8 protein-coding genes are annotated in these 12,659 nt (G+C 66.2%); 3 read left to right on the top strand and 5 right to left on the bottom strand.

The genetic code is table 11. The annotated features are described in order from the left end of the window. Positions 1–161: 161 nt before the first annotated feature. Positions 162–986, top strand: a complete 825-nt coding sequence (locus C7411_RS26760; protein ID WP_110387027.1) for an alpha/beta fold hydrolase — start codon at positions 162–164, stop codon at positions 984–986. Positions 987–1,010: 24 nt separating this feature from the next. Here the strand turns inward: C7411_RS26760 and C7411_RS26755 are convergent, their stop codons facing one another. Together C7411_RS26755 and C7411_RS26750 are read right to left on the bottom strand one after the other, a co-directional pair. Beyond that, positions 1,011–1,259 (bottom strand): hypothetical protein, encoded by a 249-nt coding sequence (locus tag C7411_RS26755; protein WP_110387026.1) that lies wholly within the window; start codon positions 1,257–1,259, stop codon positions 1,011–1,013. A gap of 62 nt (positions 1,260–1,321) precedes the next feature. Beyond that, positions 1,322–1,738, bottom strand: coding sequence for a MarR family winged helix-turn-helix transcriptional regulator (locus C7411_RS26750; protein ID WP_110387025.1), 417 nt, complete (start codon positions 1,736–1,738; stop codon positions 1,322–1,324). Between the two features lie 433 nt (positions 1,739–2,171). Between C7411_RS26750 and C7411_RS26745 the strand changes: the two genes are divergently transcribed. Next, on the top strand, positions 2,172–4,415 hold the full coding sequence (locus C7411_RS26745; RefSeq protein ID WP_110387024.1) for an NADP-dependent isocitrate dehydrogenase: 2,244 nt from the start codon (positions 2,172–2,174) through the stop codon (positions 4,413–4,415). Positions 4,416–4,565: 150 nt separating this feature from the next. Here the strand turns inward: C7411_RS26745 and ilvD are convergent, their stop codons facing one another. Next, positions 4,566–6,425 (bottom strand): dihydroxy-acid dehydratase, encoded by a 1,860-nt coding sequence (gene ilvD, locus C7411_RS26740; RefSeq protein ID WP_110387023.1) that lies wholly within the window; start codon positions 6,423–6,425, stop codon positions 4,566–4,568. Positions 6,426–6,756: 331 nt separating this feature from the next. On the opposite strand from ilvD, the gene C7411_RS26735 reads away from it, so the two are divergent. Continuing rightward, the gene (locus C7411_RS26735) at positions 6,757–8,145 is read left to right on the top strand and encodes an alkaline phosphatase family protein (protein ID WP_110387022.1); all 1,389 of its coding nucleotides are present in this window, start codon (positions 6,757–6,759) and stop codon (positions 8,143–8,145) included. A 35-nt stretch (positions 8,146–8,180) separates the two neighbouring features. On the opposite strand, the gene C7411_RS26730 is transcribed toward C7411_RS26735, so the two are convergent. Together C7411_RS26730 and C7411_RS26725 are read right to left on the bottom strand one after the other, a co-directional pair. Then, entirely contained in the window at positions 8,181–8,465 is a 285-nt protein-coding gene (locus tag C7411_RS26730) for a LysR substrate-binding domain-containing protein (RefSeq protein ID WP_110387021.1), read from the bottom strand. Then, positions 8,422–12,618, bottom strand: a complete 4,197-nt coding sequence (locus tag C7411_RS26725) for a bifunctional nitrate reductase/sulfite reductase flavoprotein subunit alpha (protein ID WP_110387103.1) — start codon at positions 12,616–12,618, stop codon at positions 8,422–8,424. The genes C7411_RS26730 and C7411_RS26725 overlap by 44 nt, the downstream gene beginning before the upstream one ends. Between the last annotated feature and the right edge of the window lie 41 nt (positions 12,619–12,659).

The following is a 12,659-nucleotide window of genomic DNA, read 5'->3' as shown; positions in this document are numbered from 1 at the left end:
CCTCCTGCGGCTTTCCGTGACGCGCAGGTGCCGGCACGTTCCACCCGCATCGCCCATCCCTGGACGCCGCCACACAGCGCCGCGCGAAGCACGACCGCGCGCACCGATGCGCCGGCGCCTGCCTGCCTTGTGATGCTGTAAAAGAAACTGGAGCGTTTCCTATGAGCACCTTCACCACCCGCGATGGCACGTCGATCTATTACAAGGACTGGGGCAGCGGCAAGCCCGTCGTTTTCTCCCACGGCTGGCCGCTCACGGCCGACGCCTGGGACGCCCAAATGCTCTTTCTCGTGCAAAACGGCTTTCGCACGATCGCGCACGACCGCCGCGGCCACGGCCGCTCCGATCAGCCCGCCAAGGGCAACGACATGGACACCTGGGCCGACGACCTCGCCGACCTGCTCGACAAGCTCGACGTGCACGACGCTACGCTCGTTGGCCACTCCACGGGCGGCGGCGAAGTCGCGCGCTACATCGGCCGCCACGGCACGCAGCGCGTCTCGGGCGCTGTGCTGATCGGCGCGGTGCCGCCCATCATGATCAAGAGCGAGAAGAATCCGGGCGGCCTGCCCAAGGATGTGTTCGACGGCATCCGCAAGGGCGTGATCGACGACCGCTCGCAGTTCTTCAAGGACCTGGCCGTGCCGTTCTACGGTTACAACCGCAGCGGCGCGAAGGTCTCACAGGGCGTGATCGACTCGTTCTGGCAGCAGGGCATGTGGGGCGGCATCCTCGCGCTGCACGAGTGCGTGCACGAGTTCTCCGAAGTCGACTACACGGAAGACCTCAGGAAGATCGACGTGCCCACGCTGATCCTGCACGGCGACGACGACCAGATCGTGCCGATCGACGACGCCGGCAAGCTCTCCGCGAAGATCGTCAAGGACGCGACGCTCAAGATCTACCCGGGCGGCCCGCACGGCATGTGCACGACGATGGCCGGGCAGGTCAACGCCGACCTACTCGCGTTCCTGAACCGGAAGTAACGGAGTTACGCGCGGCGTGCCCGTTCAACGCGCGCACGCCGCGATCGCCTCGACGTATTGCGCCTGCCACGCCGGGTCTTGCGCGAACGCGGCAAGATCCGTGTGCAGATCGCTGGCGTAGGCCGCCATGCACGCGCGGTGGTTCGCTTCGACAGCGCGCGGCATCACGAAGATTGCCGCGACCACGCCGCCCACAGCCAGCGCGACGATTGCCACGCCGATCGCCCACCGCCAGGCTTCCTCCCCCGCCCCCTTTAGCGCCGCTTCGTTCATCGTTCTTCTCCTTATTGATTAGCAAGACAATCATTTAACTTTTAAAAAAGGGGGCAGGCGCCTTACGCGAGCCCCTTGCGTATCTTGCGCATGCCGGTGACCGTCGACTCGAACAGGTCCGGGCCCACCTGCACACGCAGGCGCCGCGCGACTTCGGCGCTCGCGCCGTTGATCGGGCCGTCGAGCGCCGTGCCGCCCGCCGTGGGAAAGAGTCCCCATTCGCGGCCATCGGCCTCGCCCTGGCGGCGCTCGAGCAAATCCTTCTCGCAGAGGTTGTCGACGAGACGCGTCGCAGTGGGCCGGGCGATGCCGAGCGTTTGCGCGACATCGCTCGACAGGCACCCAGGCTTCGCGAGCACCACGCGCAGCACGAAGCCTTGCGCGGGCGTGAGGCCGAACGGCGCATAGGCGGCGCTCCATTCGCGCTCGACGAGCCGCGCGAGTGCCGACGAATTGAAGTAAAGGCAGTGATCGAACATGGGGCCAATGAGACCACAAATTGATTAGCAAGGCAACTGTTTTAATGGTCTTCGATGAGCCTTGCTGGACAAAATTCTTATATAAGACTCCCCGATTCACTTCTGTTTTCACAAGGGTCTTTACCAGCTTGACACCCTATCGGAGGTGCGATCCACAAACCCCATGAACCGTGGCTGCATTACCGGCATCGCTCCGAAAAGCCTTACGGGACGGGGCTCCGGAGCGGAAACGTTTTCAGCGCGCGGCCCGCGGATCAAGGCAAACTCGCTGACTTTCTGGTCAATTAACATTGCGCAAGCGCTTTCCACGATATGAAATACCTGCGCGGTTGCGCCCCTGCCCGCTGCAAATTGAGGCAAAATTCAGGTGTTTCGCCGACTGCGCGCAGCCGGTGGTGTTATCACCCCGTTTTTGAACCCCGCCAAGAAGCCGATGAGTACCCAGCAACCCACCATCATCTATACCCTGACCGATGAAGCGCCGCTGCTCGCCACCAGCGCGTTTCTGCCGATCATCCGCACTTTCGCTGCGCCGGCCGGCGTGAACGTCGAGACCAGCGATATCTCCGTTGCGGCCCGTATCCTCGGCGAGTTCCCGGAATTCCTCACGGAAGAACAGCGCGTGCCGGACAATCTGGCCGAACTGGGCCGTCTCACGCAGTTGCCGGAAACGAACATCATCAAGCTGCCGAACATCAGCGCATCGGTGCCGCAGCTCGTCGCCGCGATCAAGGAGCTCCAGGGCAAGGGCTACAAGGTCCCTGACTTCCCCGAAGATCCGAAGACCGACGAAGAAAAGGCGATCCAGAAGCGCTATTCGAAGTGCCTCGGTTCCGCCGTGAACCCGGTGCTGCGCGAAGGCAACTCGGACCGCCGCGCACCGCTCGCGGTCAAGAATTTCGCGAAGAAGCACCCGCACAGCATGGGCGAGTGGAGCATGGCGTCGCGCACTCACGTCGCGCACATGAAGCACGGCGACTTCTACCACGGCGAAAAGTCGATTACGAACGACAAGGACCGTGAAGTCCGCATGGAGCTCGTGACGAAGGCCGGCGAAACCATCGTGCTCAAGCCGAAGGTCAAGCTGCTGGCCGGCGAGATCGTCGACAGCATGTTCATGAGCAAGAAGGCGCTGCTCGCCTTCTACGAAGACCAGATGGAAGACGCGCGCAAGACCGGCATCATGCTCTCGCTGCACGTGAAGGCGACCATGATGAAGGTTTCGCACCCCATCGTGTTCGGCCACGCCGTGCGCGTGTTCTACAAGGACGCGTTCGCCAAGCACGCGAAGCTTTTCGAAGAACTCGGCGTGAACGTGAACAACGGCCTCGTCGACCTGTACACGAAAATCGAAAAGCTGCCGGAATCGCAGCGCGAAGAAGTCATCCGCGACATGCACGCGTGCCACGAGCACCGTCCGGCGCTCGCCATGGTCGACTCGGCCAAGGGCATCTCGAACCTGCACGCACCGAACGACGTGATCGTCGACGCTTCGATGCCGGCCATGATCCGCGCAGGCGGCAAGATGTGGGGCGCCGACGGCCGCCCGGCCGACACGAAGTGCCTGATTCCGGAAAGCACGTTCGCGCGCATCTACCAGGAAATCATCAACTTCTGCAAGACCAACGGCGCATTCGACCCGCGCACGATGGGCACGGTGCCGAACGTCGGCCTGATGGCGCAGAAGGCTGAAGAGTACGGTTCGCACGACAAGACGTACGAAATCACGCAGGACGGCACGGCGCGCATCGTCGACAACGCCACGGGCGAAGTGCTCGAAGCGCTCACCCAGCAAGTCGAGCAAGGCGACATCTGGCGTATGTGCCTCGTGAAGGACGAGCCGATCCGCGACTGGGTCAAGCTCGCCGTCACGCGCGCGAAGAACTCGGGCACGCCGGCCGTGTTCTGGCTCGACCCGTACCGTCCGCACGAAAACGAGCTGATCAAGAAGGTCGAAGCCTACCTCAAGGACTACGACCTGACCGGCCTCGACATCCAGATCATGTCGCAGGTGCGCGCCATGCGCTACACGCTCGAGCGCGTGATCCGCGGTCTGGACACGATCTCGGTCACGGGCAACATCCTGCGCGACTACCTCACCGACCTGTTCCCGATCATGGAACTGGGCACCTCGGCGAAGATGCTCTCGATCGTTCCGCTGATGGCCGGCGGCGGCATGTACGAAACGGGCGCAGGCGGTTCGGCGCCGAAGCACGTGCAGCAGCTGGTGCAGGAAGACCACCTGCGCTGGGACTCGCTCGGCGAATTCCTCGCGCTGGCCGTCTCGCTCGAAGACCTCGGCATCAAGACGAACAACGCGCGCGCCAAGCTGCTCGCGAAGACGCTCGACGCCGCCACGGGCAAACTGCTCGACAACGCCAAGGGTCCGTCGCCGAAGACCGGCGAGCTGGACAACCGCGGCAGCCAGTTCTACCTCGCGATGTACTGGGCGCAGGAACTGGCCGCGCAGAAGGAAGACGCGGAACTCGCCGCTCACTTCGCGCCGCTCGCGAAGACGCTGGCCGAGAACGAGCAGAAGATCGTGGGCGAGCTGGCCGCGGTCCAGGGCAAGCCGGTCGACATCGGCGGCTACTACAAGCCGGACTTCGCGAAGCTCGCTGAAGTCATGCGCCCGAGCGCGACGTTCAACGCCGCACTGGCAGCCGCTGCGAAGTAACGGTGAAGCCCGCCCCCGTGCGCTCGCGCGGGGGACGTTCCACCCAACGAATCGAGCCTCCCACGTCGCCGTGGGAGGCTCGATTTTTTTGCCCTGCTTGTTGTGTTTGAGGCGAGGCGAGCCGCGCGGCCCGCCTCGTCCTTGAAAGGCTCAGTCGTCGAGCAGCGAGAGATCGCGCACGGCGCCCTTGTCGGCCGACATCACGAGCCTGGCGTAGGCCTTCAAAGCCGCCGACACCTTGCGGGCACGCGCCTTCGCCGGCTTCCAGCCACGGGCGTTCTGCTCTTCGCGGCGGCGCGCGAGTTCCTCGTCCGAGACCAGCACGTCGATCGTGCGGTTCGGAATGTCGATGCGGATCTTGTCGCCGTCGCGCACGAGGCCGATTGCGCCGCCCGCCGCCGCTTCCGGCGAGCAGTGGCCGATCGAGAGGCCCGAGGTGCCGCCCGAGAAGCGGCCGTCGGTCAGGAGCGCGCACGCCTTGCCGAGGCCCTTTGACTTGATGTAGCTCGTCGGGTAGAGCATTTCCTGCATGCCGGGGCCGCCCTTCGGGCCTTCATAGCGCACGATCACCACGTCGCCGGCCTTGACCTTGTCGGCGAGGATGTTTTCCACCGCTTCGTCCTGCGATTCGGTCACGTGAGCCGTGCCTTCGAACACGAGGATGCTGTCGTCCACGCCTGCGGTCTTCACCACGCAGCCGTCGAGCGCGATGTTGCCGGTCAGCACGGCGAGGCCGCCTTCCTTCGAGAACGCGTGCTCGTACGAGCGGATGCAGCCTTCGGCGCGGTCCGTGTCGAGGCTCGGCCAGCGCGTGTTCTGGCTGAACGCGACCTGCGTCGGAACGCCGGCGGGGCCGGCCATGTAGAACGTCTTGACCGCTTCGTCCTGCGTGCGCCTGATGTCCCATTGCGCGAGCGCGTCGCCGAGCGTCGGCGCGTGCACGGTCGGCACGTCGGTGTGCAGCCTGCCGGCGCGCTCCAGTTCGCCGAGGATCGCCATGATGCCGCCAGCGCGGTGCACGTCTTCGATATGGTACTTATTCGTGTTCGGCGCGACCTTGCACAGTTGCGGCACGACGCGCGAAAGTCGGTCGATGTCGGCCATGCCGAACTCGATGCCCGCTTCCTGCGCAACGGCCAGCAAGTGGAGGATGGTGTTGGTCGAGCCGCCCATGGCGATGTCGAGCGTCATGGCGTTTTCAAACGCCTTGACGCCTACCGAGCGCGGCAGCACGCGCTCGTCTTCCTGCTCGTAGTACTGGCGCGCGAGTTCGACGATGCGGCGGCCGGCGCGCTTGAAGAGCTGTTCGCGGTCCGCGTGCGTGGCGACCACGGTGCCGTTGCCCGGCAGCGAGAGGCCCAGCGCCTCGGTCAGGCAGTTCATGGAGTTGGCCGTGAACATGCCCGAGCACGAACCGCAGGTCGGGCAGGCGGAGCGCTCGACTTCGGCCACATCGGCGTCGGAGTACTTGGTGTCGGCCGCGATCACCATCGCGTCGATCAGGTCGAGCTTCTTGACCTCGATGGCCTTCGTGACGGGGTTCGCGAGGCGCGTCTTGCCCGCTTCCATCGGGCCGCCCGAGACGAAGATCACGGGAATGTTCAGGCGCATGGCGGCCATGAGCATGCCCGGGGTGATCTTGTCGCAGTTCGAGATGCAGACCATGGCGTCGGCGCAGTGCGCGTTGACCATGTATTCGACCGAATCCGCGATGATGTCGCGGCTCGGCAGCGAATACAGCATGCCGTCGTGGCCCATGGCGATGCCGTCGTCGACGGCGATCGTGTTGAATTCCTTGGCCACGCCGCCCGCGGCTTCGATTTCGCGCGCAACGAGCTGGCCGAGGTCTTTCAGGTGCACGTGGCCGGGAACGAACTGGGTGAACGAATTGACGACCGCGATGATCGGCTTGGCGAAGTCTTCGTCTTTCATGCCGGTGGCGCGCCACAGGGAGCGCGCACCTGCCATGTTGCGGCCGGCGGTGGAGGTTTTGGAACGGTATGCGGGCATTGTGGCTGTAGGAGAAAAATCGCAGAAAGGAAGCGGGCCACGGGAATAAAGGCCCCACGCACGCCCTTGCGAACAACCTCTTGAGCTGCGCTCTGGGCAAACCTGGCGATTATCCCACACGCATGGGCGCCCCGCCGGATCGGCCGGCGGCGGTCGCGGCGGTCGCGGCTGTCGCGGCGGTCGCGGCGGTCGCGGCGGTCGCGGCGTGCCGGTTGTGGCGTGCAGTCGGTACGCCCGAAGCACCGGCCGTTTTCTCAAGGTTGCCGAACCTTGCCGAATCCGCACGCCTGCACCACTATTCTGCGTCAGACCCGCGTGACGGAGAGCCCCCATGTCCATGCAGAACATCAAGCACGTCGTTGTCGTGATGTTCGAAAACCGTTCGTTCGATACGATGCTCGGCGGCTTGTACGCGAACGGCAGCAGCCCCACGCATTTCCTGCCCGCCGCCAGCGCGGAACGGCCATTCGACGGCCTCAGGGCGGGCCTGAGCAACCCGACGAAGGCAGGCGGCACCATCGCCGCAACCACACCGGCCTCCACGGCCACGCTGCCCGACCCCGATCCGCAGGAGACGTTCGCAAACGTGCGCGTGCAACTGCTCGGCAACGGGACAGGTGCGATGCCCATGTCCGGCTTCGTGCAAGACTACGAAACGACCGCGACGACGGACGCAAGCCAGGTCATGCAATGCCACAGCCCCGATCAGCTGAAGGTGCTCTCGGCGCTCGCGCGCGAATACGCCGTCTGCGACGCCTGGTTCGCGCCCGTGCCGAGCCAGACCTGGCCGAACCGCGCCTTCGCCCACGCGGGCACGTCGAACGGCCACGTCGACAACGGCTCGCCGCCCGACCCCTTCGAGTGGCAAGTGCGCACCATCTTCAACGTGCTGGGCGACATGGGCGCGAGCTGGGCCGTGTACAGCGCGGCGCTCGTCGCCCCCTCGCTCACGCTCACCATGTTCCCAACGCTATGGGATCCGAAATATAAGGCCAACTTCCAGCGCTTCAGCAACTTCGTCTCCGCTTGCCAGAACAACACACTGCCACAGTATTCGTTCATTGAGCCGCGCTTTCTGCTCGACCCGAACGACCAGCACCCGCCACACGATGTCTATGCGGGCGAGAGCTTTCTCTACGACATCTGGCACGCGTTGAGCACATCGCCCGCATGGCCCGAAACGCTGCTCGTGATTACCTACGACGAGCACGGCGGCACCTACGACCACGTATTGCCGCCCGCCAACGCGGTGGCGCCCGATGCCGCGAGCAACCCCGGCGACCAGAACTTCGCCTTCGACAGCTTTGGCGTGCGCGTCCCTGCGGTCGTGGTGTCGCCGTATATCGCGCCGGGCACCGTGTTCCGCTCACCGGGCGCCACACCCTACGACCACACGTCGATTCTCGCCACCCTGCGCGACTGGCTCGGCATCGCACCCGCCGACATGCTCGCGAGCCGGCGCGTGGCGGCCGCGCCCACGCTCGCTGCACTGCTCACGCTGGACGCGCCCCGCACCGACCTGCCGGCTATCGCCGCGCCGCCCGCTTCCGGATTCATCGCCACCAATCTCGCGCGCCCGCTCAACGACCTGCAAAAGAGTCTCGTGAGCGGCACGGCGCGGCGCTCGGGGCTCGACCCAACCGCCACGCTCGGGAGCGTGCCCACCCGTCAGCACGCGGTGGACTTCTTCCACAACCTGCTTTCGTCCGGGCAACCCTGAGCTAACGAAAAGACCAAAGGGCATGCGGGGCCGCCTCAGGCCTCGCCCCGCCCTTCGCGCGAAATCAGCGCGAGCAGCCCCTCCGAAAACGCGTTGGAATTGGATTGCGGCGTCACGCGCGGAATCAACTGGTGCGCGCGGAAGTAGGCATCGGCGAGGCGTCGCACCACGAAGTCGGGGCTCAATAGCGCATGCGGCATCGTCGCGAGGTGCCCGGCCGTCACCCCCGCACGGCGGCGCGCCAGCGGATGGCGCGTGGCCACGAGCAGCGCCCCTTCAATAGACGTCGCGCAGGTAGCGCTTGTTCCGTCCGAGCGCACTGACGTAGTCGTGCGCGGCCTCGGCGCTCATGCCGCCATGGCCCGCCACCACCTCCCTGAGCGCCGCATCCACGTCCTTCGCCATGCGGCTCGCATCGCCGCACACATAGAGGTGCGCCCCTTCCTGCAGCCACGCCCATAGCTGCGCGCCCTGCTCGCGCATGCGGTCCTGCACGTAGACCTTTTCGCTCTGGTCGCGCGAAAACGCGAGGTCGAGCCGCTCGAGATGGCCGTCCTTGCGCATTTGCTCCAGTTCGTCGCGATAGTAGAAGTCGGTGGCCGCGTGCTGCTCGCCGAAGAAGAGCCAGTTGCGGCCCGTGTCGCCGCGGGCCTGCCGCTCGTGCAGGAAGGCGCGGAAGGGGGCGACGCCCGTGCCGGGACCGACCATGATCATCGGCACGTCGCCGTTACGCGGCGGCCGGAAATGCGTGCTCTTCTGCACGAACACGGGGACACTGCCTTCCTGCGCACGGTCGGCGAGGAAGGTCGAGGCCACGCCCTTGCGCTCGCGGCGGCCGTTGTTGTAGCGCACCGCCGAAACGGTCAGATGCACTTCGCCCGCATGGGCCTTCGGGCTCGACGAAATCGAATAGAGCCGCGGCTGCAGGCGCTTGAGCATGGCGAGCAGTTCAGGCGCGCTCAGGTCGACGGGATATTCGTGGAGCACGTCGGCGAGCTGCTGGCCCCAGAGCCAGTTGCGCAGATCGCCCTTGCGCGATTCGTCGAGCATCTCGGCGAGGCCCCGGGAACGCGTGCGCGACGCAATGAACGCGAGCGCATCGGGGCTTGGGCGCGCGATCTCGTAGTACTTGCCGAGCGCCTCGCCAAGGCGCATCTCGCCGTGGCCGCTCACGGCGACCGGCGTGTCGGCGGCGAGGCGAGTGAGGCCCAGCAACTCCTCGACGAGCGCGGGACAGTTGGTGGGCCACACCCCGAGCGCGTCGCCCGCTTCGTAGTCAAGGCCCGCCTCGCCCGTTGCGAGCGAGAAGTAGCGCGTGTCCTTCGTCGCGCCCTTCATGTTCAGGCGCACGTTCTTCAGCAGCTTCGAGGCAGCCGGTCGTGCCTTCGTCGCCGCGCAGCCGGGCAGCACCTCGGGAATCGAACCGCCGGCGGGCACCGCGTGCAGCGCCGCGTCCTCCTGCTTGATGCGCACGACGATGCGGGCGAGCCACGCGTCGGCGGCACGCTGGTATTCGCTGTCGCAATCCACGCGCTCCATGAGACGCGTGGCACCCAGCGCTTCGAGGCGCGCGTCGAGTTTGCGCCCGTGGCCGCAGAACGCGTCGTAGTTGCGGTCGCCGAAGGCCAGCACGGAGAAGCGCAGCGAGGCGAGGCGAGGCGCGTTTTCTGCTGCAAGTGCGCTCCAGAAGGCCGCGCCGTTATCAGGCGCGTCGCCGTCACCGAACGTGCTCGTCATCAAGAGGACGTATTGCGCCTTTGCGAGGTTCGCGAGCGGGTAGTCGGCCATGCAGGCCGTGCGAATCTCGAAGCCCGATTCCATCAGTTGCGTCGCGTATTGCTCGACGAGCGATTCGATGTTGCCCGTCTGCGAGGCCCACAGCAGCACGACCTTCGGGCGCGTATGGGCGATGCGCACGCCCTGCGGTTTTTCTTCGGGCGGGCCCGCCACGGCGAGCGCCTCCGTGCGCGCGGCGGGCTCGGCGCGGTTGAACAGGCCCGCCAGCAGGCCGTCCAGCCATACGCGCGTGGCGGCGGGAAACGGCGCGTGCACGGGCAGCATGGGCACGCCAACGGGCTCGGCCGCCCGCAACGAGCGCAGGCCGCCGACGAAGCCCGCGAGATACCGGCGCTCTGCGTCGCCCAGTTGCGGCGCGGGGACGTCGTCGAGACCGAGTAGCGTCGAAAAGGCATCGATGCGGGACATGTCGAATTCCTGAGGCGGGTTGGCGGCTTGCGGCGCGCTGGCGTCGAACGTGGCCGATGCAACGGCGGCATCGGCCGCATCCGGCATGCGCGTGGTCTCGCGCGGCGCGGATGGCGGGCCGACGCGCGAGAGCGCAACCGCGCAGAATTTCAGTTCGGGCTGCTGGGAAATCGGGTCGATCGCATCGCTCGTGACCGCGTTCGCGCAAAGCTCCTCGCCGTACACGTCGTTCCAGTGCATAGGCGCGAAGCAGTTGCCGGGACGCACGCGCTCGGTCACCACGGCGGGCAGCACCACGCGGCCGCGGCGCGAGCGCACTTCCACGCGATCCTTCGCGGCAATGCCGAGCGCGGCGGCGTCCTCGGGATGAATCTCGACGAAGGGACCCGGGTTGAGCTTGTTGAGCATCGGCACCTTGCCGGTCTTCGTCATGGTGTGCCACTGATGCTGCAGGCGTCCCGTGTTGAACACGACCGGGAATGTGCCGTCGGGCAATTCGGCAGGCGCAACATGGGGACGCGCGAAGAACACGCCCTTGCCGTGCGTCGTGGCGAACGCGATGCGAGGACGCGTGCCGTCGGCGTCTTCCTTGAGTGTCTGGCTCACGCCGTCGTTCAGATAGCGCAGCGGGTTGCGATCGCTCGCGGCATCCGGCGCGACGGGCCATTGCAGCGGCGTTTCGCGCAGCTTCGCGTGGCTCGCCCCGCGCAGGTCGTAGCCCGTCTGCGGGTTCGCGAAGCGCGTGATTTCGTCGAACACCTCGGCGGCGCTTGCGTAGCTGAACGCCTGGGCAAAACCCATTTCGCAGGCCACGCGTGCGATGATCTGCCAGTCGGGCAGCGCCTCGCCCGGCGGCTCGACGGCCTGCTGCATGAGCGTCATGTTGCGCTCGGAGTTGATCATCACGCCCTCGGCCTCGGCCCAGAGCGCGCCGGGCAGCAGCACGTCGGCGTACTGATTCGTTTCGGTGTCCAGAAAAGCGTCCTGGGCGATCACCAGCTCGGCGGCCCTCAGGCCCGCGACCACCGTTTGCCGGTTCGCCACGCTCGCCACCGGGTTCGTACAGATGATCCAGCATGCCTTGATTTCGCCCGCGGCCATGCGCGAAAACATGTCGATGGTGCCGCTGCCCACTTTCACGGGCAGCGTGCCGGGCGCCACGCCCCACGCCGCTTCGACGAACGCGCGGTCATCTTCCGCGAGCACCGTGCGCTGCCCGGGCAGGCCCGCCCCCATGTAGCCCACCTCGCGCCCGCCCATGGCATTGGGCTGCCCGGTGAGCGAGAACGGCCCGCTGCCGGGACGGCAAATCTTGCCCGTCGCGAGATGCAGGTTGCAGATCGCGTTCGTGCTCCACGTGCCGTGCGTGCTCTGGTTCAGCCCCATGGTCCAGCAGCTCATCCACTCGGGCGCCTCGCCTATCATCTGCGCGGCGCGGCGAATGTCGTCGACGGCCAGCCCCGTAATTTCAGCGACCTTTTCCGGCGTGTAGTCTGCGAGGAACGCGGGCATCGCGTCCCATCCTTCGGTGTACTGTGCAATGAAGTCCGCGTCGGCATGGCCGTTCTTGTGCAGCAGGTGCAGCAGGCCATTGAGCAGCGCCAGATCGGTGCCCGGTGCAATCTGCAGGAACAGCGACGCCTTCCCGGCGGTCGCCGTGCGGCGCGGGTCCACGACGATGAGCTTTGCGCCCGCCTTCACGCGGTCCATCATGCGCAGGAACAGGATCGGATGGCAGTCCGCCATGTTTGCGCCGATCACGAAGAAGAGGTCTGCGCGGTCGAAGTCCTGATAGGAACCCGGCGGGCCGTCCGCGCCGAGCGAAAGCTTGTAGCCGCTGCCCGCGCTTGCCATGCACAGGCGCGAGTTCGACTCGATGTTGTTGGTGCGCACAAAGCCCTTGGCGAGCTTGTTCACGAGGTACTGCGCCTCGATCGACATCTGCCCGGAAACGTAGAACGAGAGCGCGTCGGGGCCATGCGCGTCGAGCGTCGAGCGCAGGCGGCGCGCCGTATCGGCGATGGCCTGCGCGAGCGGCAGCGGCGCCGGGTCCTCGCCGCGCGCGTGGCGCACGAACGCGCGCTCGAGGCGTCCCGACTTGCGCAGCGCCACGTGCGCCGACGAGCCCTTCGTGCAGAGGCGGCCGAAGTTGGCCGGATGCTCGGCGTCGCCGGAGATCTTCGCGACCTGGCCGTCCTCGACGTGCAGGATCATCCCGCAGCCTACGCCGCAGTAAGGGCAAACGCTCTTTACGCTTTCGCTGCTCATGCGCTCGATCGATATCAGCTTGAAACAGATTCGGGGCGCGC

Source organism: Paraburkholderia silvatlantica (genome assembly GCF_003096715.1).
Lineage (GTDB): Bacteria > Pseudomonadota > Gammaproteobacteria > Burkholderiales > Burkholderiaceae > Paraburkholderia > Paraburkholderia silvatlantica.
Note: the sequence above shows the minus strand (reverse complement) of the source record. Positions and strands in the feature narration are given on the sequence as shown.

Bases quoted from the DNA above. Each gene is read 5' to 3' on its own strand.
- C7411_RS26760 (WP_110387027.1), top strand. From the start codon at position 162: ATGAGCACCTTCACCACCCGCGATGGCACGTCGATCTATTACAAGGAC.
- C7411_RS26755 (WP_110387026.1), bottom strand. From the start codon at position 1,259: ATGAACGAAGCGGCGCTAAAGGGGGCGGGGGAGGAAGCCTGGCGGTGG.
- C7411_RS26750 (WP_110387025.1), bottom strand. From the start codon at position 1,738: ATGTTCGATCACTGCCTTTACTTCAATTCGTCGGCACTCGCGCGGCTC.
- C7411_RS26745 (WP_110387024.1), top strand. From the start codon at position 2,172: ATGAGTACCCAGCAACCCACCATCATCTATACCCTGACCGATGAAGCG.
- ilvD (WP_110387023.1), bottom strand. From the start codon at position 6,425: ATGCCCGCATACCGTTCCAAAACCTCCACCGCCGGCCGCAACATGGCA.
- C7411_RS26735 (WP_110387022.1), top strand. From the start codon at position 6,757: ATGTCCATGCAGAACATCAAGCACGTCGTTGTCGTGATGTTCGAAAAC.
- C7411_RS26725 (WP_110387103.1), bottom strand. From the start codon at position 12,618: ATGAGCAGCGAAAGCGTAAAGAGCGTTTGCCCTTACTGCGGCGTAGGC.